The organism is Lonepinella koalarum (assembly GCF_004565475.1).
Taxonomy (GTDB): Bacteria; Pseudomonadota; Gammaproteobacteria; order Enterobacterales; family Pasteurellaceae; genus Lonepinella; species Lonepinella koalarum.
This window is the reverse complement of sequence record NZ_SRHX01000002.1, coordinates 48,301-73,568: the sequence shown is the minus strand read 5'-3', so window position 1 is coordinate 73,568 and position 25,268 is coordinate 48,301. Positions and strand designations below refer to the sequence as shown.

At 38.2% G+C, this 25,268-nt stretch carries 18 protein-coding genes; 5 read left to right on the top strand and 13 right to left on the bottom strand.

Features of this window, described 5'->3' with window-relative positions:
- Positions 1–5: 5 nt before the first annotated feature.
- The gene (locus E0709_RS03060; RefSeq protein WP_132301675.1) at positions 6–1,919 is read right to left on the bottom strand and encodes a TonB-dependent receptor domain-containing protein; all 1,914 of its coding nucleotides are present in this window, start codon (positions 1,917–1,919) and stop codon (positions 6–8) included.
- Between the two features lie 322 nt (positions 1,920–2,241).
- On the opposite strand from E0709_RS03060, the gene argC reads away from it, so the two are divergent.
- Genes argC through argH form a run of 3 tightly spaced genes read left to right on the top strand, consistent with a single transcriptional unit; the run spans position 2,242 to position 5,440 of the window.
- A complete protein-coding gene (gene argC / locus E0709_RS03055; protein WP_132301677.1) occupies positions 2,242–3,252 on the top strand; it encodes an N-acetyl-gamma-glutamyl-phosphate reductase in 1,011 nt (336 codons plus the stop codon).
- 15 nt (positions 3,253–3,267) lie between these two features.
- Entirely contained in the window at positions 3,268–4,041 is a 774-nt protein-coding gene (gene argB, locus E0709_RS03050) for an acetylglutamate kinase (RefSeq protein ID WP_132301851.1), read from the top strand.
- Between the two features lie 22 nt (positions 4,042–4,063).
- Entirely contained in the window at positions 4,064–5,440 is a 1,377-nt protein-coding gene (gene argH, locus E0709_RS03045) for an argininosuccinate lyase (protein WP_132301679.1), read from the top strand.
- A gap of 236 nt (positions 5,441–5,676) precedes the next feature.
- Here argH and E0709_RS03040 read toward each other — a convergent pair whose 3' ends face one another.
- Both E0709_RS03040 and E0709_RS03035 read right to left on the bottom strand, forming a co-directional pair.
- Positions 5,677–6,204, bottom strand: a complete 528-nt coding sequence (locus tag E0709_RS03040) for a HEPN domain-containing protein (protein WP_132301681.1) — start codon at positions 6,202–6,204, stop codon at positions 5,677–5,679.
- The gene (locus tag E0709_RS03035; protein ID WP_207905231.1) at positions 6,201–7,283 is read right to left on the bottom strand and encodes a DUF262 domain-containing protein; all 1,083 of its coding nucleotides are present in this window, start codon (positions 7,281–7,283) and stop codon (positions 6,201–6,203) included. Before E0709_RS03035 ends, E0709_RS03040 begins: the two co-directional genes overlap by 4 nt.
- Positions 7,284–7,668: 385 nt before the next feature.
- Here E0709_RS03035 and nhaA point away from each other — a divergent pair, with 385 nt between their 5' ends.
- On the top strand, positions 7,669–8,835 hold the full coding sequence (nhaA, locus tag E0709_RS03030) for a Na+/H+ antiporter NhaA (protein WP_132301685.1): 1,167 nt from the start codon (positions 7,669–7,671) through the stop codon (positions 8,833–8,835).
- 37 nt (positions 8,836–8,872) lie between these two features.
- On the opposite strand, the gene E0709_RS03025 is transcribed toward nhaA, so the two are convergent.
- The 3 genes from E0709_RS03025 to E0709_RS03015 form a co-directional block, all read right to left on the bottom strand.
- A complete protein-coding gene (locus tag E0709_RS03025) occupies positions 8,873–9,748 on the bottom strand; it encodes a VirK/YbjX family protein (protein ID WP_132301687.1) in 876 nt (291 codons plus the stop codon).
- A gap of 106 nt (positions 9,749–9,854) precedes the next feature.
- The gene (locus E0709_RS03020) at positions 9,855–13,043 is read right to left on the bottom strand and encodes an autotransporter outer membrane beta-barrel domain-containing protein (RefSeq protein WP_135107927.1); all 3,189 of its coding nucleotides are present in this window, start codon (positions 13,041–13,043) and stop codon (positions 9,855–9,857) included.
- Positions 13,044–13,395: 352 nt separating this feature from the next.
- Positions 13,396–16,341, bottom strand: a complete 2,946-nt coding sequence (locus E0709_RS03015) for an autotransporter outer membrane beta-barrel domain-containing protein (protein WP_165867215.1) — start codon at positions 16,339–16,341, stop codon at positions 13,396–13,398.
- A gap of 194 nt (positions 16,342–16,535) precedes the next feature.
- Between E0709_RS03015 and E0709_RS03010 the strand changes: the two genes are divergently transcribed.
- Positions 16,536–17,860 (top strand): IS3 family transposase gene (locus E0709_RS03010; RefSeq protein WP_132301695.1). Its coding sequence is split into 2 segments (ribosomal slippage): positions 16,536–17,001 and positions 17,001–17,860, totalling 1,326 coding nucleotides; the frame shifts between segments, so codons are not numbered across the junction.
- Between the two features lie 61 nt (positions 17,861–17,921).
- Here E0709_RS03010 and purL read toward each other — a convergent pair.
- The 7 genes from purL to E0709_RS02975 all read right to left on the bottom strand — a co-directional run bounded on the left by purL (position 17,922) and on the right by E0709_RS02975 (position 25,134).
- The gene (purL, locus tag E0709_RS03005; RefSeq protein ID WP_132301697.1) at positions 17,922–21,815 is read right to left on the bottom strand and encodes a phosphoribosylformylglycinamidine synthase; all 3,894 of its coding nucleotides are present in this window, start codon (positions 21,813–21,815) and stop codon (positions 17,922–17,924) included.
- A gap of 668 nt (positions 21,816–22,483) precedes the next feature.
- Positions 22,484–22,825, bottom strand: coding sequence for a hypothetical protein (locus E0709_RS03000; RefSeq protein WP_132301699.1), 342 nt, complete (start codon positions 22,823–22,825; stop codon positions 22,484–22,486).
- 1 nt (position 22,826) lies between these two features.
- The gene (locus tag E0709_RS02995; RefSeq protein ID WP_132301701.1) at positions 22,827–23,150 is read right to left on the bottom strand and encodes a hypothetical protein; all 324 of its coding nucleotides are present in this window, start codon (positions 23,148–23,150) and stop codon (positions 22,827–22,829) included.
- A 15-nt stretch (positions 23,151–23,165) separates the two neighbouring features.
- Complete coding sequence (locus E0709_RS02990) at positions 23,166–24,050, bottom strand: hypothetical protein (protein WP_132301703.1); 885 nt, start codon at positions 24,048–24,050, stop codon at positions 23,166–23,168.
- A gap of 9 nt (positions 24,051–24,059) precedes the next feature.
- Positions 24,060–24,257 (bottom strand): hypothetical protein, encoded by a 198-nt coding sequence (locus tag E0709_RS02985; protein WP_132301705.1) that lies wholly within the window; start codon positions 24,255–24,257, stop codon positions 24,060–24,062.
- 60 nt (positions 24,258–24,317) lie between these two features.
- Positions 24,318–24,695: a hypothetical protein gene (locus tag E0709_RS02980; RefSeq protein ID WP_132301707.1), complete on the bottom strand. Its 378-nt coding sequence runs from the start codon at positions 24,693–24,695 to the stop codon at positions 24,318–24,320.
- Positions 24,688–25,134, bottom strand: a complete 447-nt coding sequence (locus tag E0709_RS02975; RefSeq protein WP_132301709.1) for a hypothetical protein — start codon at positions 25,132–25,134, stop codon at positions 24,688–24,690. The genes E0709_RS02980 and E0709_RS02975 overlap by 8 nt, the downstream gene beginning before the upstream one ends.
- Positions 25,135–25,268: the final 134 nt, after the last annotated feature.

The following is a 25,268-nucleotide window of genomic DNA, read 5'->3' as shown; positions in this document are numbered from 1 at the left end:
CAATCTTAGAATGAAGCATGTAGGCTTAACCAGAATGTGCGACCTGGGGCGTTCACCACATTTGGGGTGAGTGCCAACACATGATCGCCGCTAATAAATTCGGCATATTGGCGGTTAAACAGATTGTTCACGCCCAAACGCACGGCATATTTATCCTGAAAATTTAAGCCTGCGTAGAGATCCACCACGGTAAATTGTTTCGCCGCTTCACGGTTGTCAATGCCTAAGCCAGAAGTGCGGTCAAAATCGCCTTTGTTTTGTTTCGCCACATAACGCACCGCCGCACCAAGGTTGTAACTGCCGTATTGGAAATAGTTGCGGTAATCTAAATTGGCGTTCAACTCAAAGGGACGAATTTGATACAACGGGCGATTATCGGTGTCGTTTTTGCCGTAGTTATAAAAGGCTTTTGCCCCCACTGCCCAATTTTGCAAGAAATTGTAGTTAGCGTATAAATTTGCCACGATTAACTTGGCATCCACATTGCGAGTGATAATGCCACCGCTACGATCAACGGTGCCTGATTGTCCCCGAGTGCGGTCAAAAATAATCAAGTTTTTCACATCGTCATACACCAAAGAACCGCCAACATTCCAGCCGTTATCCAAAATAGAATTTAAATAACCTTTGTAAAATTCATTTTTCAAATCAAAATCAAATTTAATTCGATTATGCTCTTCAGGTTTCAGCCAAGGATTATCCACAATGGCACTGGCAGGTTGTTGATTCATGGTTGTGCCGTTCGGACGAACCACAATAGATGCCAAGGAATTAAACCGCTCCATATTGTCGCCCACCCGTTCTAAATGTCCGAGGCTTAACGCATAGTGTTGCAATTCAGTTGGAGTAAATTCATATTTCAACTCGGCAGACAAGGCATTTTGTTTGATTTTGCCGTCCGTTGAATTTCGCCCGAAATAGGTTTTCCACAAGGTTTGAATATTAGCAAATTGCGTACCAGGCATCATTGGATTTGGCAAATTGCTATTGAATTTCCGCACATCCGCACTGTTATATTCATAGGTCAAACCTAAGCCCAGTTTATGCTGATCATTAAAGGTATAATGCAGATTATCAAATACCCGATAGCGATCAATATGCACATTACCAAAACGATAACCGTTTAAAATATCCCGTGCAGCGGTGTGCAAATAGCGGTCGCCATCTTGGTCATCATGCTGATAACTTACGCCAATTTGATTGTGGAAATTGCGCCAATCCACATCATATTTCACGGCTGCATCAAAGATTTCACGATGCAGCAACACATACACATTATTGCCCGCCACAGAGCGTAAAGTATAGTTATCCGCATGGCGTTTCACATGGCGATAGGTCAATTCAGTACTGAGCGTATTGCTCAAATCTTCCTGCCCCAAACGCCCATTTAACCGCACCACATAACGCTCGGTACTGACAGGATCCATTTGATGTTCAGGCTGTTTATCCTCGTCCAAATCATCATGAATAAAGGTTAAACGAAACTCCGTGCGATCATTGGGCAACCAGCCCAACACCGCCGCTTGATTAAAGCGTTCATAACCAAAATTCACCTTGTTACCTTGCCCGTCTTTATAGCGATTGGCTTTGGTGTGATTCACATTAAACAAGGCATAATAATTGGCTTCACGGAAACCTGAAAACAGGGAGTTATAAAAACTTGAGCCATAAACACCTGAGCTTAATTTTAACGGTGCAACGCCCTCATTGACTTTATTCGCCACGGAAAAATACGACAAACGGTCAGTGCGATCAAATTGATTTTCAATCATATAACCTTGCGCAATATTGGGAGCGATAGGTTTCGGTGGGGAAAAGGATTTTAACGGTTGAATTTGATCAGGATCGGCAAGATCGGTGGCAAAAGCCGTTGGTGTCACTGCTAATACCACTATGCTTAAAAAGGTTTCTTTTTTCATAATAATCTCTATTAGTATTAATAATCATTCTTATTATAATTAATACTTGATTAAAAGAGTAAGGTATTAATATGGAAAATTACTTAAATGTGAGAAAGATCGCAAAATAAAAACACTTCGTTACAAATATTTTACAAGTACATTACACAATAATTACACCATACTTATCCTGATGGAGAATGTGCCCTTTAATTGCCTCAAAAGTGCGGTATAATTTCGCTAAGTTTTTCATTATATTTGCCGAATAACAGTTGCTTTTTGTATATTTATGCAGAATAATAGCATAAATAATCATCATACTGTATTCTAAAGGGGGGAAGTTATGACACAAAAAGTCATTATTATCGGTGCCAGTGGCTACACTGGTGCAGAATTAGCTCAGATTTTAACACGTCATCCGCATTTTGAGCTGGCTGGGCTTTATGTTTCACAACAAAGTTTAGATGCGAATAAATTAATTTCGGATCTTTATCCACAACTACGAACGTTCTGCGATTTACCGTTGCAACCGTTGCCTGATGATTTATCCCTATTAGCAATTGATGCGGATGTAGTATTTCTAGCCACAGATCACCAAGTCAGTCACGATCTTGCCCCTGTTTTCCTACAGCAAGATTGCCATGTTTTCGATCTGTCTGGGGCTTTTCGTGTCAATAATGCTGACTTTTATACCAAATATTATGGATTTGAACATAAATATCCAGAATTATTAGATTTTGCCGTATATGGTTTGGCAGAATGGAATAGTAAACAGATTCAGCAAACAGATTTAGTCGCTGTTGCCGGCTGTTACCCAACCGTTTCACAGTTAAGTCTCAAACCATTAATTGAAAATAATTTATTAGATCTCAATCAATTACCTGTTATTAATGCAGTTAGTGGGGTAAGTGGAGCCGGACGCAAACCCAGTATTACCAGCAGTTTTTGTGAAGTAAGTCTAAACGCTTATGGTGTCTTTACGCACCGTCACCAACCTGAAATCGCCACCCATTTAGGTACCGAAGTGATTTTTACCCCCCACTTAGGTAACTTTAAGCGGGGTATTTTGGCGACAATTACGGCTAAATTGCAAGAAAATGTGACGGATGAGCAAATTACATCTGCCTATCAGCAATATTATGCGAATTGTCCATTAGTGCGAATTTACGCACAGGGCTTACCAAGTATTAAGGCGGTAGAATTTACTCCTTATTGTGATATTGGTTTTGCCACCCATAACGGACATATAGTGATTGTAGGAGCAGAAGATAACCTGCTCAAGGGGGCAGCATCACAAGCGGTACAATGTGCCAATATTCGCTTTGGTTATAATGAAACGCTCGGTTTATTTTAAGGATTTATCGCAATGATTAGACCTTTAGTGATTAAATTAGGCGGTGTGTTATTAGATACCCCAGCCGCAATGGAAAATTTATTTCTTGCTTTAGCTCATTATCTACAACACTCTACTCGCCCTTTAGTTATCGTGCATGGTGGTGGTTGCGTAGTGGATGATTTAATGAAAAAATTAGGCTTACCCGTACAAAAGAAAAATGGCTTGCGAGTGACCCCAAGCGATCAAATTGACATTATTGTAGGAGCGTTGGCTGGCATTGCCAATAAAAAACTGCTGGCACAAGCCATAAAATTTCAGTTAAATCCTGTCGGATTAAGTCTTGCTGACGGCAATTTAACCAGTGCAGTGCAATCTGATCCTGAATTAGGTCATGTCGCCAATGTACAAGCAAAAAACGCTACTCTGTTAGAGCAATTATTAACCAGCAATTTTTTACCGATTATTAGCTCTATTGCTGTTGATGATCAAGGGTGTTTAATGAATGTCAACGCCGATCAAGCTGCCACCGCTATTGCAGCATTAATTAACGCAGATTTAGTCATGTTGTCGGATGTGGACGGCGTATTAGACGGCAATAAGCAACGCATTTCACAATTAACTGCAGCACAAATTGAACAATTAATTGCTGATAAAGTGATTACTGACGGTATGATTGTCAAAGTAAAAGCAGCGTTAGACGCAGCACAATTATTACAACGTGGCGTAGATATTGCGAATTGGAAATATCCTGAAAAACTCACCGCACTTTTTGCGGGTGAAATTATCGGCACAAGAATTACTCCCTAAATAAAAATAAAAGGACAACAACATGGCATTATGGGGCGGTCGCTTTACCCAAGCGGCAGATAAACGTTTTAAAGATTTTAATGATTCACTGCGTTTTGACTATCGTTTAGCAGAACAAGATATTGAGGGTTCAGTGGGTTGGTCAAAGGCATTAGTGAGTGTCGGCGTTCTCACCACAGATGAGCAGGCTCAACTGGAACAAGCGTTAAATCAGTTGTTAATTGAAGTGCGGTCAAATCCGCTGGCGATTTTGCAAGATGATGCGGAAGATATTCATAGTTGGGTAGAAAGTAAGCTCATTGATAAAGTCGGCAATCTAGGTAAAAAACTACACACAGGACGTAGCCGTAACGATCAGGTTGCCCTTGACATAAAAATGTGGTGCAAACAGCAAGTCACAGAATTGCAATACAGTGTACGTGAACTACAAGCCAAATTAGTGGCAACCGCAGAAAATAATCAACACGCCGTGATGCCTGGTTATACCCATTTACAACGCGCTCAACCAATCAGCTTTGCTCACTGGTGTATGGCGTATGTAGAAATGTTAGAACGAGATTACAGCCGTTTAGCGGATGCTTATCGCCGCATGAATACTTGTCCGCTCGGCAGTGGGGCATTAGCGGGGACAGCCTACCCTATCGATCGTGAGCAATTAGCACAAGATCTTGGTTTTGCTATGGCAACTCGCAACAGCTTAGACAGTGTTTCCGACCGTGATCATATTATTGAATTGCTTTCCACTGCATCATTAAGTATGGCACACCTCTCCCGTTTCGCTGAAGATATGATTATTTTCAACAGTGGCGAAGCAGATTTTGTGGAATTATCCGATCGAGTCACATCAGGATCGTCACTCATGCCACAAAAGAAAAACCCCGATGCATGCGAGTTAATTCGTGGTAAAACAGGGCGTGTGATCGGTTCTTTAATGGGAATGTTGACAACCATCAAAGGCTTGCCATTAGCCTATAATAAAGATATGCAGGAAGACAAAGAGGGCATTTTCGATGCTTTAGACACATGGCACGATTGTTTAACCATGGCATCATTTGTGTTAGAAGATATTAAAGTTAATGTGAATCGTACCAGAGAAGCCGCTCTCAAAGGCTACTCCAATGCCACTGAGTTAGCGGATTACTTAGTCGCTAAAGGTGTACCATTCCGCGATTCTCATCATATTGTGGGTGAAACTGTGGTTTATGCCATCAAGCTACAAAAAGGCTTAGAAGATCTAACTGTACAAGAATTCCATCAATTTAGCGATGTCATTAGCGAGGATGTTTATCCTATTTTGTCATTGCAATCTTGCTTGGATAAACGTAGTGCCAAGGGTGGTGTGTCTCCGTTGAGAGTGGCAGAAGCGATTGAAGAAGCGAAAGAACGAATCGGTGTATAACCTGACTAGCAGTGGTATCCTATAAAAATACCTGTTTTTGAATATTATCTCAGAAACAGGTATTTACACAAATTTTGTTATAGACTCGACTAATCTTTTACTCATACTCCATCTCCAACCTTTCGCATTTCTTATGCAGATACATTCCTTATGTTATGGTTATATCAAGTATGTTGTTATACATTTTTCATGGGCTAAAAAACTCTTAGTAGTTTAACTTCTATTATTACTATACTTTATAATATATCAATTTTATCTACAATTTCTTTCAAAATTGGATTTATTGCCTCAAATATAGACTTAATTCCACTTGGAGAAATGATTTGTTGTTGCGCTTTTATTGGAATTTTTTCCCGATAATCAAAGTATTGTCTATGGGCCATGCAATTACGATATTTGTGTAATGTATCTAGATTGGATATTAACGCTTCAAGTTTTGGCGTTTTTGACTCAATATCCAAAACAACCGTATAACCCAAAGTATCAATCATCAAACGGCGAAAATGTTCAGAGTAACTTAAGCCATGAACTTTTCTAACATATGATTTCTCAAAATTTTCTATTTCTTTTTCTGATAATCCTTTTCTATGTAAAAAAGATATTATTACATTATCATAAACCTCTTCTAACCACCCGCAAAGTTCAAGTGCTGCCATCTTGCAATATAGACTTAATTGGAGATCAAAATTCGGTTCAGTAATATCCCGATCGTACCATTCCCCTATACTATCAAGAGTTGCTTGGATTTTTTGAGTATCCATCATTTTTGAGAGCTATCTCCAAACACATTATTAGCCTGATTTAATCTTGCTTCAACTTTTTGTTTCTGCATCAACCCTCCTTGTAAATTCTCAGTTTTAAATTCTTCCAAACTGATGAGCGTTTCATATCTAGTACTCAAATCAACATTAGCGCCATTTTTTAAATACTCTAAATTCTTTGCTACTCCATAAAGAATAGCTTCGAGAATAACCTTTGAAAGTTTTTTATGATCAATATTATTTGCAAATACTAAATCTATGACTTCCGAAAAAAGGGTTTTCTTTTTCTCAAACTCTTCATCATCTATCATTTTATAACATGCCATATAATCATTTAAAAATTTGGTCAAATTACCTCGATAAATACTAAATTCATCCTGAAAAGCGAAAAATCGCAAAATAAATTCTTCAAATGCAAATCGAGAATTCTCACTTCCTAATAATGCCTTAATTTCATTATATTTATCTATTGCACAATTAACTAGGAGATTATTCAACTTACCATTAAAAATACAGTTTCTAATTTCTTGGTTATTTAACTTTACCCCCCCAGTGTTAAGTCTATGAAATATAGTAAAAATATAATCCATATGATCTTTTTTACTTAGATCACATCTCAATACTGTAACTGGAATAGAGACATTTTCTATGAAGCTAATCACTTCAGGAAAGCATTCTTTTATTTGCTTAATTTTCATTCCCGAAAGTCTATCATCTATATCATCTAAAGAAGATAGCTGAAACTCATCATCATTTTCTACAGCATCAAGAAACTTTACTATTGTTGATATTCTTTGTAATCCATCAATTACAACTCTTTTCTGACTACTAATATCCAAACTAATACACATACTCGGAATAGGAAGATTCTTCAATAAAGAATCTAAAAATCGAGTCTGATCTCGTAATTTCCAAACCTGCTCACGTTGGAAATCTGGAGATATATCAATCTGTTTTTTATCATACATTCTTTTGAGATCCGCACATGAACGTGATTCATTGAATGCAAAAATATCTTGTGGAGGAACTACGTTCTCAATCACTTCGTCATATTCATCTAATATTTCTTGTTGTTTATACATATTTAACTCCAGAATAAATAACATAATACTAACTATTATTTAACAATTGTATTCTATAAAAAAAGGGGTTATCTTTTATGAGTGTGTTACAAAAGATCAGGTTCCAATTTCCATGACTAATAATAATATTTTGTTATGGTCCTCTTAATCTTAACCTAATTTGCTGTATATTGTAATAGCGGAATATGATCAATTGCTATTTTAATTTCATTCTCTCCAAAAAAACTTTCTATTCTTACACTATCTAAGCATTAAGCAACATCCATAACCATTTCCAAATCACATTAATCCCTTACATAATCCCCACAGCTCAACGAAAATCTCCCCATTTATACTTTAATTATGATAATATTTCCCTTTTATATTTTGTAGGAGAAACATTTTTATGCTCAATTTTGTCCAGCGATTTTTTAAAATGGAATCTGCTAGTGGGATTTTATTATTGATCTTTGCTTTCATCGCAATGTTATGCGCAAATAGTAGTTTACAATCTGCTTATTTCGACTTTCTAGATATTCCGGTAGCAATACAATTCGGTACATTTAGCATTAATAAAAACTTTATTCATTGGATCAATGATGGCTTTATGGCGGTATTTTTCGTGTTGGTTGGCATGGAAGTCAAACGTGAAATATTAGAAGGTTCCTTATCTAGCTATCAACAAGCAATCTTTCCCGCATTTGCTGCCATCGGTGGAATGATTATTCCTGCTATAATTTACTGGTTTATTACTCAACAACATGCTGAGTTATCAAATGGTTGGGCTATCCCGATGGCAACCGATATTGCCTTTGCATTAGGCATTGTAGCCTTGTTAGGTAAGCGGGTACCTTTTCCTTTAAAGGTCTTTTTACTCGCGTTAGCCATTATTGATGATTTGGGGGCTATTGTGGTAATTGCATTGTTTTTTTCATCAGATTTAAGTACCCTAGCCTTAACCGTTTCTGCTATTGCAATTATTGGTTTAATTATTTTAAATCGTCTAAAAGTCGGGTATATTTGTGCTTATTTATTAGTCGGTTTAGTGTTATGGGCATCGGTGTTAAAATCAGGTGTGCATGCCACGCTTGCTGGGGTGATTCTTGGTTTTTGTATTCCATTAAAAGATAAAAACGGCAACACCCCATTGCATACTGTTGAACATTTTCTAGTGCCTTGGTGTTATTTTTTCATATTACCATTATTTGCTTTTGCTAATGCCGGGGTTTCTCTTGGTAATGTGAATAGTAATATGATTTTATCTGCCTTACCAGTGGGAATTAGCCTTGGTTTATTCATCGGTAAACCACTTGGCGTGTTTAGTTTTAGTTATTTATCCATTAAACTTGGTGTAGCGAAATTGCCAGAAGGTGTGAATTTAAAACAAGTCTTTGCCATTGCGGTACTTTGTGGGATCGGTTTTACCATGTCAATGTTCCTTGCCAGCCTTGCCTTTGAAGGAGGAGTAGCTAGTACTATCAATACATTATCAAGATTAGGGGTATTATTAGGTTCTTGTAGTTCAGCTATTTTAGGTTATGGATTACTTTATTTATCCACCAAAAGTTCATAAAAAAACACCGCACTTGGCAAAAGTGCGGTGAAAATTGCTACTCATTTTCTAGAAATGCTTTTATCTGACTTTCCACCTGATCAAACATTTCATAACGTTTACGGTGCATAGATCGTTTCTTACTCGCAATATTTTCCAATGATTTTCGCTTAATTTCATTCGACAGCCGCCAGTATTTATTAACGAATGTCGCTCCATTTTGTTGCCAAAATACATCATAATTAAACAATAAATATTTATTATCATTCCAACGATATTTAGCTTGGTATTTATGTGGAATACCATATAATTCACAACCTAATAGGTGAGCCAATATTTTAAATACGTTGACTAACATAAACATAGGACGAGTGCCATGTAACAATTTAGTTGCATCACGTACGATATTTTGAGCTTGATCATGATTTGGTCCTTGAATTGATGCAATTAATAATTTATTGGGGAATAAAAAAGTAAATGATGCATCATAAATACGGCTTTTTTGTTGATTCACAATATTTAATGAGAAAAATCCTTCAAAAGGATCTATCCTATTAATATTTAAATATAAATCTAATTCATCGGTTAATTTAGCTAATAAAATATGTTCTTGCTCAATTAATAGCGTGAGTTTATCCTGTGGAAAATAACGTTCTACCAAATAAAAATTGGCCATTATCGCGTTCAAACGAGCATTAATATTAAAACGTTTATCACAGTATTTATTTAATAATGCATTCGCACGGTAAATATTTTTCTGAAAAACAGGTTGCCATATAGAATGTGCGATTAAATAGTCTGACAACTGTTGAATAGATTGCTTATATAAAAATAATCGCACCCTATATCGGCAGTACTCTCTTAATAATTTTAACTTACGTTTTTCGATCGGAAATAAATTATGAAAGGATAATGATGATAACAAAATAAACATAAAAAATTATCAGCTCTTTCAAAAAGATTAACTAGCGTTATAACATAAAAAAAACCTGCCTAAACTTCACCATCTATAGCGAAGCAAGGCAGATCTTTTATTTAGCTTACCATTGATAACGGTAAGTAGCTTGAGCAGACCAAGGTTGTTTTATATGTTGACCGTAGGCATTGTTCGCTTGAACGCTAAAACTATGGCTACCACCAGATAAACTTAAACCGACTGCCGTTTCCACTCTGCCACCAAGACGGGCAATATCAAAACCTTGTTGACCTAATGTCACTTTGCTATGGTTAAATTTATCATACACACCGTTTACTTCAGCAAATGGTTTCAAACTCAAACGACCGGTTTGAATACCTTTCGCCACACGTACACCTACTTTGCTGTGCAATACATTTAAGCGATCTTCATATTTGTTACCAGAAATAGTTGACCAACCTAATTGTACTTGCGGTGTCACTGACCATTGTTCAGCAAAACTAAATTCGCGACCGACTTCAGTAGAAACAATGTAAGCATTGTAATGATAGGTTACATCTTTTTTACCCTGTCCCCCCGCATTAAATTCAGAACGTAAACGAGAGTATTTGGCAATACCGTCCACATAGAAGCCATTTTCATTCAAATAGCTCGCATAAAGTGCAACTGCTTTTGAATACAATTTAGCATTACTATATGAACCGTCGAAGTCCATTTTGGCAGCGGTTGTACTGATAAATCCCCCAATACGTACATTATCCGTTACATCCGTATCCGCACCGACTTGTAAATTGTAAGTATCTAGTGTGCCACCAGATGTTTTACTTTGTGATGATACCGATTGTTTATCAAATTTTTGGCTTTGATTAACGCTACGTGTCCAAACACTCGTTGATGTACCCTTTCTCACATCACCTAAACGTTGATGAATACCGGCTAATTCTGCATCTAATATTGCGACTTGTGCCGCGCGCAAAGACGTTAAGTTATTTGCAGTATCATTCAACTCCAACTGCGGTTTTGCGGTTGAACCACTGTTTGGTTTGGTTTGTGGTTTAGTTTCCGGCTTAGTTTCCGGGTTAATTTCCGGTTTAGTTTCTGGCTTAGTTTCCGGTTTCATTTCCGGCTTAGTTTCAGGCTTAGTTTCCGGCTTAGTTTCCGGCTTAGTTTCCGGTTTCATTTCAGGTTTAATTTCAGGTTTAATTTCTGGCTTAGTTTCCGGTTTCATTTCCGGCTTAGTTTCCGGCTTAGTTTCCGGCTTAGTTTCCGGCTTAGTTTCCGGCTTAGTTTCCGGCTTAGTTTCCGGCTTAGTTTCCGGCTTAGTTTCCGGCTTAGTTTCCGGCTTAGTTTCCGGTTTAATTTCAGGTTTAATTTCAGGTTTAATTTCTGGCTTAGTTTCCGGTTTAATTTCCGGCTTAGTTTCCGGTTTGGTTTCCGGTTTGGTTTCCGGTTTGGTTTCCGGTTTGGTTTCCGGTTTAATTTCCGGTTTAATTTCCGGTTTGGTTTCCGGCTTAGTTTCCGGCTTAGTTTCCGGGTTAATTTCCGGGTTAATTTCCGGGTTAATTTCCGGGTTAATTTCCGGGTTAATTTCCGGGTTAATTTCCGGGTTAATTTCCGGCTTAGTTTCCGGTTTAATTTCCGGGTTAATTTCCGGTTTGGTTTCCGGCTTAGTTTCCGGGTTAATTTCCGGGTTAATTTCCGGGTTAATTTCCGGGTTAATTTCCGGCTTAGTTTCCGGTTTAGTTTCCGGTTTAATTTCCGGTTTATTATCATCATTAGGAGGAAGATTTAAATCTTCATGCGGCGATATTTTTTCATCATCCGGATATGGAACTAATTCATCAGATTTCGGTTCCTCGGCCTTTGGTTCTTCCATTTTTGGTTTATTAAAATCTGGATCTATTTCTGGTTCATTATTGTTATCAAGTTTGCTAGCCAATCCCCATTCTTTTTTCCCATTAATGGTTAGTTCATATAAATGATAACGATAACCTCCAGCGTTGATATATTGATTGTCTCCACCTAATTTAACTGTTAGATTATCAGATAAATCAGTCGATTCTAATAACGTGATAATATGTTTTTTCGGGTCATCAAATTTATGGTCTCCACTCTGATCGCTGACTAAAAAAATTGCACTATTCTCTTGATTACTTAACTTACCCGATAGTACCACTTTATCACTTTGATCTTGTGATATATTTGAGTTGACATAGAAGTTATGTGCTCCCTGATATTTGCCCGTTATCGTTAATGTTTTAAATCCATCAGAATTATTCACAAAACTAATATTTGATTCTCCCCCAATGGTAGATAAATTATGTACGATAGAATTCGAGGTAACATTCCAAGTTGAATCAATTAACTTAATATCGACCCAACTATTTGGATTTTTTAATCCTCCAGTTAAAGTAGATTTCTCTAAATAAACTAATGTCGCAAGATTGTAATTGACATCATTCTCAGTACTAATTTCTACTAATTGATTATCAATATTTAATGTACTATTCAAAAGAGCTAAATCCATTATTCCTTCGGAATCCTCCCAATAAATACCTCGTCTAGTATGAATATTGCTATCTTGAAATAAGAAAGAATGTTCTTTGGGGTCTCCAACTATATCTTTAGATGAAACGGTTGTAGCAATATGAATGAATAAGCCATCTTGATCATTGATATTTGTCGCCATCACTTTTTTCGCAGTGAGCCTAGAAGCATCCTCCTGTAACGAAAATAAGGTAGATTTTTCTCCTGTAGCATTAAGTGTTACATTATCAAAAATAGCACTATGTTGGGCCAAAACAACAACAGCACTTTGATTCGCACGGTTGGTAAATGACGAATTACTTACTACTGTTGTAGGATTATCTCCATTATATCCGAACTTAAGATCCAAGGCACTACGAAATGCCTGAGGTCCCTCTGATGGTTTAGTTGATACATTAACCTCCGCATTATTGATTGTCACATTGGTATTTCTAAATGATAAACCAAAGTCACTTTTTGGATTCGTTGAATTAACTTTCAACCCATTAATACTCACATTGCTATCATTCACAATTACAACACCACTTTGCTTTGATGAATGATCAATAGAGATATTACTCAAGACTGCCTTTGTTACATTTGAAATAACAATAGAGGCATTCGCCCATTCATCCTTGATATGTTTATCTTCTAACTCATAAGAGTCCTTATTAACTTCAACCTGTTTTCCTATCTGTGTTAAATCAGCAAGTGCTGATTGGGTGACCGCAAAATTCGCTATTAAAGCGAGCGTTAATGCTGAATATTTGAAATGAACAATTTTCATTTTATTCTCCTTAATTAAAAAATGTATCCATACACATAAAAACTGCAGACGGCATGATATACCTATGAAAACACTATTTCAAGAAAAAATAATAATATTTTATATTAATAATGATAATAAAATGAGAATTTAATATTTTTTTGACTTTTATCAAAGAAATGATCTGATAGATTTGACTGTAAAAATTTTTAAGATAGAACAATACATTGAAATATCTAGCATTTATTCATTTTATGTCCAGTTACTAAACCACTTTAGCTATAATATTTATTAACTTAATCGACAAAATAACATAAAAAATCTACCTATACTTCGCCATCCATAGCAAAGCAAGGCAGATCTTTTATTTAGCTTACCATTGATAACGATAAGTAGCTTGAGCAGACCAAGGTTGTTTTATATGTTGACCGTAGGCATTGTTCGCTTGAACGCTAAAACTATGGCTACCCGCAGATAAACTTAAACCGACTACCGTTTCCACTCTGCCACTAAGACGGGCAATATCAAAACCTTGTTGACCTAATGTCACTTTGCTATGGTTAAATTTATCATACACACCGTTTACTTCGGCAAATAGTTTCAAACTCAAACGACCGGTTTGAATACCTTTCGCCACACGTACACCTACTTTGCTGTGCAATACATTTAAGCGATCTTCATATTGGTTACCAGAAATAGTTGACCAACCTAATTGTACTTGCGGTGTCACTGACCATTGTTCAGCAAAACTAAATTCGCGACCGACTTCAGTAGAAACAATGTAAGCATTGTAATGATAGGTTACATCTTTTTTACCCTGTCCCCCCGCATTAAATTCAGAACGTAAACGAGAGTATTTGGCAATACCGTCCACATAGAAGCCATTTTCATTCAAATAGCTCGCATAAAGTGCAACTGCTTTTGAATACAATTTAGCATTACTATATGAACCGTCGAAGTCCATTTTGGCAGCGGTTGTACTGATAAATCCCCCAATACGTACATTATCCGTTACATCCGTATCCGCACCGACTTGTAAATTGTAAGTATCTAGTGTGCCACCAGATGTTTTACTTTGTGATGATACCGATTGTTTATCAAATTTTTGGCTTTGATTAACGCTACGTGTCCAAACACTCGTTGATGTACCCTTTCTCACATCACCTAAACGTTGATGAATACCGGCTAATTCTGCATCTAATATTGCGACTTGTGCCGCGCGCAAAGACGTTAAGTTATTTGCAGTATCATTCAACTCCAACTGCGGTTTTGCGGTTGAACCACCGTTTGGCTTGGTTTGTGGTTTAGTCTCCGGTTTAGTCTCCGGTTTAGTTTCCGGTTTCATTTCCGGTTTAATTTCCGGTTTAATTTCCGGCTTAGTTTCCGGTTTAATTTCCGGTTTAATTTCCGGCTTAGTTTCCGGCTTAGTTTCCGGCTTAGTTTCCGGCTTAGTTTCCGGTTTAATTTCCGGTTTAATTTCTGGCTTAGTTTCCGGTTTCATTTCCGGCTTAGTTTCCGGTTTAGTTTCCGGTTTAGTTTCCGGTTTGGTTTCCGGTTTGGTTTCCGGTTTGGTTTCCGGTTTAGTTTCCGGTTTAATTTCCGGTTTAATTTGTGGTTTAGTTTCCGGTTTAATTTCCGGTTTAATTTCCGGTTTAATTTCCGGTTTAATTTCCGGTTTAATTTCCGGTTTAATTTCCGGTTTAATTTCCGGTTTAATTTCCGGTTTAATTTCCGGTTTGGCTTCCGGGTTTGTTTCCGGTTTATTATCATCCTTAGGAGGAAGATTTAAATCTTCATGTGGCGATATTTTTTCATCATCCGAATATGGAACCAATTCATCGTCTTTTGGATCTTTCATTTTTGGATCTTCCGCTTTCGGGTCTTCCACTTTTGGTTTATTAAAATCAGGATCTTTTACCGGCTCGCCGTCTTTGAGTAAACTAGTCAATTTCCAAATAGCCTGTCCATTCGTCGTCGTTTCATTCGCTAAATGATAACGATAGCCACCGGCATTAACATAATTTGTGCCATTTAGTATCACCGTAATATTATTTGCATAATCTGGTGTCGCTTCAAGCACTGTCGCACTGTGATTAGGATTCTCAAATTCATCATTACCACTTCTATCTGTAATATTTAAAATGGCTCTTGAATTTTCCAGAATTCTATTATTTATGACGATCTTATCACTTTGATTATCGACTAGTTTTGAATTTAAATTGAATGAATGGTTTCCTGAATATCGCCAATCTACACTTAATGTTTTGGTTTTATCGCTATCATCATAAGCAAAATCAATGAGTGATTGCTCACCTGATGAACTTAAAAGCTGAATATGCGAGTCAGATGTCATTTTCCATGTCGATGTCGGATGTAAAGTAATATCAATAGTACTGTTCGGTTCTTTAAACCCACCAATTAATGTAGAATTGTTTTGCAGTTCAAACACTGTAGTGAATATGTCGTAGTCATTACGAGTTGCATGAACTAACTGATCTTTAGCTTCAAGCGTGGTATTATCTAAATGTATCTTAACCGTTTGGATGTTTCCAGCCAGATCAGTATCATCGCCATTTTCAATCCAATTAATCCCTTGCTTACTCGTAATATGGCTGTTTTCAAAGCTAAAATTATTACCATGCTCTCCAATTACCGTGCTTTTTTCTACTTGAATAACAAAACCATTATCTCCGGCATTGTTGGCAGTAATATTATCAGCAATCAACTGAGAATTATCTCTTATAGAAAACAACGTTGAGCCTTTCCCAGTCGTATTTAATGCTACATGACGAAAAGTGGCATTATGGTTCTCAAACCCAACAACTGTACTGTTATCACCATGGTTAGCAATGGATGAATTGGTCACCGTAGAAGATTGCTCTGGCTGGCTATCAAAATACAACGCTCCATGAGGTGAATTTGCTATGGTGACATCAACGGTCATATTGTTAATGCTGGCATTCGATTCAGCAAGAAATATGCCAAATCTACTTTCTTTATTGGTTGAAGTGACATTCAAACTATTAACCGTAAGATTGGTGTTGGCAATATGAATAATCCCCACTGGATTTTTTGCATTCGTAATAGACACGTTATCTATCACAGATTTTGCCACATTATTAAGATGAAGGAATACTGATTTTGGGCTTTCATCTTCCGTAATATTTTGATTGCGTAACTCAAAAGCCGGCACATGCTGTTGATCTATTGTCGCTGTCGGTGCATCTGCTACCTGCGTAGTTTGAGCTAAATTCGCAACGGCAAAATTCGATATTAAAGCAAGCGTTAATGCTGAATATTTGAAATGAACAATTTTCATTTTATTCTCCTTAATAAAAAATATATCCATACACATAAAAACTGCGGACGACATGATATACCTATGAAAACACTATTTCAAGAAATAATAATAATATTTTATATTAATAATGACAATAAAATTAGAATTTAATATTTTTGATCTACACCCCAAAAGTTGGACTAATAACCAACCCAGTCAAGGTGTAGATTTTTATGACTAAATACAACCAAACATTCAAACAACAAGTCGTGGATTTTTACTTCTCAAATCACGAAAGTTTATCTATAACATGCAAACATTTTGACCTGCCCAATGAGACAGCTAGACGTTGGATTGTGCAATTTAAACACTCAGGCAGTAGTGGATTAGCTGTCCGACATAGCAAACAAAAGTATTCTCCAGAGTTCAAATTTAACGTTGTTCAAAGCGTACTTTTGGGTCAATTTTCGGGTCGTGGTGCAGCGTTACATTTTGGCTTAAGTAGCTCGGGCATGATTAGTCAATGGTTGAAAACCTTTGAAAAACAAGGTATAAATGGCTTATTACCCAAACCTAAAGGTCGTCTGAATATGACCCCGAAATACCCTAAAATGCCCCCAAAACCTAAAACCCGTGGAGAAGAGCTGGAACTTCGTATTTTAAGACTTGAAGCGGAGAACGCTTTTCTAAAAAAGTTGGACGAGATTATCAAACGAGAAGACAGGAAACGGCAGAAGCGGTCCAAGCCTTAAGATTACGCTATCCGTTAGCTTTGTTGCTCGAAATTGCGGGACTTTCTCGTAGTGTATTTTTCTATCATATCAAGCCTAAAACGGATAAAGATGAAGCTCTTAGAGCAGAAATCAGGAAGATAAAAGCAAAGCACCCTGAGTATGGCTATCGCCGTGTAGCTGCGGAATTAAAAGGTATCAATCATAAGAAAATTCAACGACTTATGCAAGAAATGGGCTTGCAGGTGAAAAGCAAAAAATGCCGAAAATATAATGCTTACCGTGGTGAAGTCGGAAGAATTGCCGAAAATCGGCTTAAACGTGATTTTACCGCTAGCAAACTGAATGAAAAATGGCTTACAGATATTACGGAGTTCAAGGCAGAAGATGGTAATAAACTCTATTTTTCGCCGATTTTAGATACATTTAACAACGAGCTAATCGCACATCACACTAGCACTAGTTCGAATTGGGCATTAGTAGAAACGATGTTGCAAAACGCATTGAAAAAACGTACTAAGGAAGAAAAAACGGTGTTGCATTCACACCAAGGTTGGCACTATCAAATGCGAGCTTATCAGCGAATATTGCAAGAAAATGGCATTGAACAAAGTATGTCTCGTAAAGGAAATTGCCTAGATAATGCTGCAATGGAGAGTTTTTTTGGGCGAATGAAAACGGAGCGTTTTTATGGGAAATCCTTTAAAACAGTTGATGAGATTAAAATCATGATTGATGAGTATGCTCGCTATTACAATGAAGAACGTATTCAGTTAAAATTAAAAGGACTGAGTCCGATACAATATCGTCTTCAGTCCTTAATGTAAGTGTCTAACTTTTTGGGGTCAGATCATTTTTTTCATCCCCTTTCGTTTTTAACAACATATTCTATTTAAAAAACACTCTGGCATTTCTAAACAACCGCATCCAAGCTCCATCTTCATTCCATTCTTTTGGATACCAAGAATTGCTCACAGCACGGAAAACTCGTTCAGGATGTGGCATCATAATAGCAACACGTCCGTTCTGGTTGGAAAGTGCGGTGATTCCATCCACCGATCCGTTTGGATTTGCTGGATAGGCTTCGGTAGGTTGAATATTGTTATCCACATATTGAGCAATAATTAACCCTTGTTTATGTAAGCCTTGTAGCTGGTTTTCATGTTTAAATTCCACTCGACCTTCGCCATGTGATACGGCAATAGGCATATATGATCCTGCCATTTCCGTAAACCATGGAGAATTATTTTGATTAATTCGTACTAACGCTGCGCGAGCTTCAAAACGTTCCGACATATTACGTACAAAACGTGGCCAGTTTTCTGTGCCGGGAATAATCTCTGCTAAATTTGAGATCATTTGGCAACCGTTACAAATTCCGAGAGTTAGCGTATCTTCACGCGCAAAGAAAGTTTGGAATTGCTCACGAAGTGCGGTATTAAATAAGATAGATTTCGCCCAGCCACCACCTGCACCAAGAACGTCACCATAAGAGAAACCACCACAAGCTACTAACGCATTGAAATCTTTCAGATTACAGCGAGCATGGTGTAAATCGCTCATATGCACATCAATAGCTTCAAAACCGGCTCGGTCAAAGGCGGCTGCCATTTCAACGTGACTGTTTACCCCTTGTTCACGTAAAATCGCAATACGCGGCTTTTTGCCAGTAGCAATATAAGGGGCAGCTATATCTTGATCAACATTGTAAGTTAAATAAGCAGAAAGACCTCTATCGTCAGGATTTTTCTTAGCTGCAAATTCTTGATCAGCACATTCAGGATTATCACGCAAGCGTTGCATTTGGTGAGTAAGTTCCGCCCAAATTGCACGTAACTCCGAACGTTTTTCGTCCAGTAACACTTTATTACCACGAGAAATGATAAATTCATCATTTTCGGTCACATAACCTAATTCTTTGGTTAAATGAATCAGCCCATGTTGACTTAATACGTCACGTACTGCATTAAGATCGCTTTCACGTACTTGAATCACTGCCCCTAATTCTTCGTTGAAAAGCACACTAAGATCGTTATCACCTAAAGTACTAATATGTGCTGACACACCACAATGTCCAGCAAATGCCATTTCCGCTAAAGTAACAATTAAACCGCCGTCTGAACGGTCGTGATAAGCTAACAGCTTACCATCTTGAACTAAGGTTTGCATCGCATTAAAGAAGTTTTTCAACAAATCAACATTGACGACGTCTGCTGGTTTGTCGCCTAATTGTTTATAAACTTGAGCCAGTGCCGTTGCTCCTAAGCGGTTTCGCCCTTCACCTAAATCAATTAATAACAAGCGAGTTACCCCTTGATCAGTGCGTAATTGTGGGGTCACGGTTTTACGCACATCTTCCACTCTAGCAAAGGCACTAATTACCAATGATAACGGTGCAGTCACAGATTTTTGTTCGCCGTTTTCTTGCCAAGTGGTTTTCATGGACATGGAATCTTTACCTACAGGAATGGTTAAGCCTAAGGCAGGACAAAGTTCTTCACCCACGGCTTTGACTGCTTGATATAGCCCTGCATCTTCGCCATGGTGTCCTGCCGCTGACATCCAGTTGGCAGAGAGTTTAATGCGTTTAATATCGCCAATGTTAGTTGCCGCAATGTTGGTAATACTTTCCGCTACCGCTAAACGTGCGGACGCTGCAAAATCTAATAACGCCACTGGAGCCCGTTCGCCAATGGTCATCGCTTCCCCGTGATAGCTGTCTAAAGATGCAGTCGTCACTGCCACATCCGATACAGGAATTTGCCACGGGCCAACCATTTGATCACGAGCCACCATGCCTGTCACCGAGCGGTCGCCAATAGTAATTAAGAAAGTTTTTTCTGCCACCACAGGTAAACGCAACACACGGTGTAAAGCATCTTTTAATGTAATGCCATGTTGAGAAACGGCTGGATTTTGCACCGCAGTTGACTGCACATCACGAGTCATTTTCGGGGTTTTGCCTAATAACACATTCATTGGCAAATCAATGGGTTTGTTGCCAAAATGACGGTCATTTAAGGTTAAATGCAATGCTTCAGTGGCTTCGCCGATTACCGCATAAGGGGCACGTTCACGCTGACATAATGCTTCAAATAACGGTAATTTTTCAGGCGACACCGCTAAGACATAGCGTTCTTGCGATTCGTTACACCAAATTTCTAACGGTGACATACCCCGTTCATCACTGAGAATTTTGCGTAATTCAAAATTACCGCCACGACCGCCATCGTGAACAAGCTCAGGCATGGCATTAGACAAACCGCCAGCGCCCACATCGTGAATAAATAAAATCGGGTTATCGTCACCCAACTGCCAACAACGGTCAATCACTTCTTGACAACGGCGTTCCATTTCAGGGTTATCCCGTTGTACGGAGGCAAAATCTAAATCTTCTTTGGATTTACCTGATGCCATAGAGGACGCCGCACCGCCACCCAAACCGATATTCATCGCAGGTCCACCCAACACAATCAATTTTGAGCCAACAGCAATTTCGCCTTTTTGTACGTGTTCAGCACGGATATTGCCGATTCCGCCTGCCAACATAATGGGTTTATGATAACCACGGACTTCTTCACCAGCAAAGCTGTTCACTTTTTCTTCATAGGTGCGGAAATAGCCCAACAAAGCAGGGCGACCAAATTCATTGTTAAATGCCGCACCGCCTAAAGGACCGTCAAGCATAATATCCAAGGCGGAGGCAATGCGATTCGGTTTGGATAACGGATTTTCCCAAGGTTGCTCAAAGCCCGGGATCACTAAGTTAGACACCGAAAAACCGACTAAACCTGCTTTTGGTTTCGCACCCCGTCCTGTTGCCCCTTCATCACGAATTTCACCACCCGAACCTGTTGCCGCCCCTGGAAATGGCGAGATAGCTGTTGGATGGTTGTGAGTTTCTACTTTCATCAAAATATGAGCATCTTCATTGTGATAGCGATATTGCCCGTCTTGATCGGGGAAGAAACGCCCCACTTTTGAGCCATTCATCACTGCGGCATTGTCTTTGTAAGCGGACAGCACATAATCAGGGGTTTTCTCAAAGGTATTTTTGATCATTTTAAACAAGGATTTTTCTTGTTTTTCACCGTCAATCACCCAATCCGCATTAAAGATTTTATGGCGACAATGTTCCGAGTTGGCTTGAGCAAACATATATAACTCAATATCTACAGGATTACGCCCAAGTGCGGTGAAATTTTCCACTAAATAATCCATTTCATCTTCCGCCAAGGCTAAACCTAAATTCACATTAGCTTGTTCTAATGCCTGGCGACCACTGCTTAAAATATCCACGGTAGTAAAAGCTTTCGGTTCTTGTTGGTAAAATAATTTTGATGCATGTACCAATTCACGCACCACATTTTCCATCATTCGGTCGTGAATATGATAAGTCAATGTTGCTTGTTCATCCTCTGTTAAAGCACGTTCAAATTCAAAATAAAATGCTAAACCACGTTCTAAACGCACCACCTTGTCTAAACCACAGTTATGAGCAATATCCGTAGCTTTTGATGACCAAGAAGAAATTGTACCAACACGAGGAATCACAACATAACATTCTCCTTGCGGTTCATGCTGTGCCAACGTTGGACCATAATGTAATAATTCTTCTAATTTTTGCATTTCTTCGGTATTTAATGCTGCTTTCAAATGAGCAAAATGTACATATTCCGCATAGCAAGAATTAACCGGTAAGCTAGTTTTTTGAAAACGAGTGGCTAATTGATTTAAACGAAATTCAGACAAGGCTGGTGAGCCACGGAAAATTTGGAACATGGTGTTTTCCTTTGAAAATAGTGGGATGAATAAAATAAAACGGAGGTTATTATAAAGGAAAAAAACCTATAACGAAAACGTTTGCGTAAGAAATTAAAAATAAAATACTTGAATTTACCATCTAACAGCAACAAATAAAAAAAGTGTTCATCAACTTAATGTATTATTGAGTTACCACACAAAACAAACATTGAAAAAATGAACACCTCATACAAACATCTTACCTTAACCGAATGAGAAAAATAATAGTTCTACATACTCAAAAGCTTACTCTTACTGAAAAACAACAATAGGTTAACGCTTCGCAATATAAGTCTTTATCCCACTTTTTAGTAACCATTTTGTCTATTAAGCCAAAACTTATCAGAAAACAAAAAAGCCGTAAGCTATTGATTAACTTACGACTTCTCTAGAATTAAGTGGCGGAGGAAGTGAGATTCGAACTCACGGAGGGCGTAAACCCTCGCCGGTTTTCAAGACTTAGTTGATGTAAATAAAATTAAACACAAAATAATTTAATTTCAACGACTTGTATTTTTACCCTAGCGTGTTTTTTGTTTAATATATCAACTAATTTTTCCTTTTTGGTTTTGTTTGGGGATTGTTTTGGGTATGGGGAATGTTGTTATTTTAGTAGGGAAGAAGACCGCTGAACTGCGGTCTCTCTATCAATCCTTACACCCACACCCCACCACGTCACTGCATTCAAATTCTTTGTTGCAGATGGTTTCGGTGATGCCTTGTTTGGTGACTTCCCATTTTATGCAGCTGCCAGCGGGAAAGGCTTTGGCTTTGGTGTTGTCTTGTCCGCGTTCAATTTTGACTTGGTTGCCGTAACTGATGACTTTGATGATTTCTGCACCCGTGCCGTCATTGATGACGAGATAGCTGTGATCTTCACCTAGGCGTTGTGCCAGTTCTTTGGCATCTAAAATTGGCAGTAATTTTTTGCTACTGCTGATTGCTTCGCTTAAGGTGGTTTGGTAACCGTTTAACCATTTGTAACTCATTTTAACACTCCAAACATTCTTGTGAATAAAAATAACCGTTTTCGCTACTACCCATATTACAGTTGCACCCAATGTGAATCGGCACGCAAAATGGCTTACAGCCGTCTATGCGGATAATTCCTTGATAGCGTCCTGAACGGGCTTTGTATAATGCGTCGTCCCACATAAACACCACGCTGGAATCGGTGAGTTCTAAGGACGGATAAACAATCGTATCGCTTCCGCCCACTCGGGTAATTTCAATGGTTGCACTGTCTGCTTGACTGCAATTGTCAATGTGAAAGGTGGTTTTTGCTACCTTTCTGTCAATTTTAATCGGTTTCATTTGTTCTCCCTGTGATTAATTGTTGTAAAATCCACTACCAAATAATGACGGGGTAGCGGTGTTTGCCCCTTGGAAACTTGCCATATTGGCTGTCCCCATTGCTCCCCCAATGTGGCTTAAATTTGCCACAGCATTTGACCAGCCGTCATAAGGGTTAATTTGGCTGGCAGCAGCTGCCGCTTGTTGAGCGGTGCGAATGGCGTTTAGGCTGTCACCCACTCGTCCTTGGAATAGGGCATTCCATTTGTAGGTTTCTTCTCGGTATTGGCTTTCCCGTTGGTGTTTGCGTTCTTCTTCCATGCGGATGGCTTGATTGGTGGCAAGCACGGTGGCTCTGGCTTCGGCGATTTGTAATTGGCGTAATGCCGTGCGTGTTGCCCCCACACAATGAATACGACTTTCCCGTTGCACTTTATCTCTCGCACGGGAGAACTCACTACGAGCGGTGGCAATAGCTCGGTTTTTCGCCGTGTCATAATCCACTTGATAACCTGCTTGTTCCCTTGCCCTGGCTTCGTTTAGCATGTTGATTTCAATCGGTCGGCTGTGGTCATACCAATGATTAAACAGTTTGTCGCTTTTGTCCTTTTGGTTATTCCAAATCGCGTCAAAACGATTTTGTGCTTGCTTAGCAGTGTCATGTTGTTTGTCGGCAAAATAAAAGGACGCTGCCTGTTGAATCAGGGCAATAATCATATTGGCGTTGGCGTTTTGTTGCACGGCTTCAAAATATTTGCACGCATAATCTGCCATAGCCAAGGCACGGGCTTTAGCACTGGCGTTGGTGAGTTTATCCCCGTCAGGAATTGCTTCTATTTTATCTTGTACGCTTTTGCAGTCTATATCCTTGCCGAAAAAGGCTTCACTAATGGAATCCATCATGCTGGTTTCTTCTGCCATGTTTCCCCCTTAAATGTAATCATGTAAATGTCGGTAATGAAAAAGCTCAATTAAATCTTCAAATTGTTCAATCAATTCTTGGGTAAATTGAGCTTTTAATCCGTTGTTCGGTAACATCAGATAAAATTCATACAAGGCTTGTTTATTGCTGTCTTTATCTGATTGGTCACGCAATTGTTCGATAATTTCGGTGTATTGATTTGCCATGGTTCTCCTGATTTTGGGTAACAAAAAACCGCCCTAGTGGTTTAGATTTGGGCGGTTGGGTTATTTTAAGTAATCTTTCGTTGGTAGTCTAAATGGTGGGTGAGCGGATAAATCGACAATACGAACCATGTTAACTAAACGTTGATAATGAAGCACATACTCTGATGTTCGTCTGCCATAAGGCTTTGTTAGATCATATTGAATAATACCAATATGATAATGCCATAAACGATATTTCCTTGCATATTCTATCTTGCTAACATAATTAGCATCATTAAAATTGACATCATTTGATGATTTATTTTTACCTTCCAAACCAATAAATCCGTTTGTTAAGATATGCTCAACAAAATGTGTAATTTTATCTTTGTCTGCTGTCGGAAGATTTTTAAATTCATGTTTGAATTGTGTTGCAAATTCTACTTGTAAATTAGCCATTTAATAACCACGCTTTAATTTCTTTTGCTGTTTTAATATGGCTAGGCAATGCAATAAATTCCCCTTCCACTCGTTCTTTCATTCTTTCCAAATCAAAGTTAAAGCCTGATTGTTCAGGATATAGTTCTTCAATTTTATCAATGGTATGTTCCATATTATCCAATAACGCCATGATTTTAGAACCGTCTTGAAAAACGGTTTTAGTTTCAGTAATTAATTCTCTGTGTTTAATAAATAACAGTTTTAATTGAATTGGATCGACATAATCCCAAACAGTAGGATTTTGCTGAACTTCATTTAAAAAACTCATTAATAATTGATTCACCGCTGAAATACGAAAGTGTATTTCTTGTATTGGTGTGTCATTGTTAGAATCAAACAAAGAGTGTGGCAATAAATTATCAATCGCTGATGACATGGATAAGGTTAATGGTGACATAGTTTCCCCCTTTTAAAGATTGAGTTATGTTAAGCCGAAAGATTAACCCTGTCAAATCTCACACAAAATCCACCGCAGTTTTATCCTGATTTTCATTCAAAAACCGCGGTGTTTTTTCCCTGTGTTTTTCCTAC

What these genes read in the sequence shown, in the direction of transcription:
- E0709_RS03060 (WP_132301675.1), bottom strand. Translation starts at nt 1,919, where the DNA reads ATGAAAAAAGAAACCTTTTTAAGCATAGTGGTATTAGCAGTGACACCA.
- E0709_RS02985 (WP_132301705.1), bottom strand. Translation starts at nt 24,257, where the DNA reads ATGGCAAATCAATACACCGAAATTATCGAACAATTGCGTGACCAATCA.
- purL (WP_132301697.1), bottom strand. Translation starts at nt 21,815, where the DNA reads ATGTTCCAAATTTTCCGTGGCTCACCAGCCTTGTCTGAATTTCGTTTA.
- E0709_RS02990 (WP_132301703.1), bottom strand. Translation starts at nt 24,050, where the DNA reads ATGGCAGAAGAAACCAGCATGATGGATTCCATTAGTGAAGCCTTTTTC.
- E0709_RS03025 (WP_132301687.1), bottom strand. Translation starts at nt 9,748, where the DNA reads ATGTTTATTTTGTTATCATCATTATCCTTTCATAATTTATTTCCGATC.
- nhaA (WP_132301685.1), top strand. Translation starts at nt 7,669, where the DNA reads ATGCTCAATTTTGTCCAGCGATTTTTTAAAATGGAATCTGCTAGTGGG.
- argC (WP_132301677.1), top strand. Translation starts at nt 2,242, where the DNA reads ATGACACAAAAAGTCATTATTATCGGTGCCAGTGGCTACACTGGTGCA.
- E0709_RS02995 (WP_132301701.1), bottom strand. Translation starts at nt 23,150, where the DNA reads ATGAAACCGATTAAAATTGACAGAAAGGTAGCAAAAACCACCTTTCAC.
- argH (WP_132301679.1), top strand. Translation starts at nt 4,064, where the DNA reads ATGGCATTATGGGGCGGTCGCTTTACCCAAGCGGCAGATAAACGTTTT.
- E0709_RS03035 (WP_207905231.1), bottom strand. Translation starts at nt 7,283, where the DNA reads ATGTATAAACAACAAGAAATATTAGATGAATATGACGAAGTGATTGAG.
- E0709_RS03020 (WP_135107927.1), bottom strand. Translation starts at nt 13,043, where the DNA reads ATGAAAATTGTTCATTTCAAATATTCAGCATTAACGCTCGCTTTAATA.
- E0709_RS02980 (WP_132301707.1), bottom strand. Translation starts at nt 24,695, where the DNA reads ATGGCTAATTTACAAGTAGAATTTGCAACACAATTCAAACATGAATTT.
- E0709_RS03040 (WP_132301681.1), bottom strand. Translation starts at nt 6,204, where the DNA reads ATGATGGATACTCAAAAAATCCAAGCAACTCTTGATAGTATAGGGGAA.
- E0709_RS03015 (WP_165867215.1), bottom strand. Translation starts at nt 16,341, where the DNA reads ATGAAAATTGTTCATTTCAAATATTCAGCATTAACGCTTGCTTTAATA.
- E0709_RS03000 (WP_132301699.1), bottom strand. Translation starts at nt 22,825, where the DNA reads ATGAGTTACAAATGGTTAAACGGTTACCAAACCACCTTAAGCGAAGCA.
- E0709_RS02975 (WP_132301709.1), bottom strand. Translation starts at nt 25,134, where the DNA reads ATGTCACCATTAACCTTATCCATGTCATCAGCGATTGATAATTTATTG.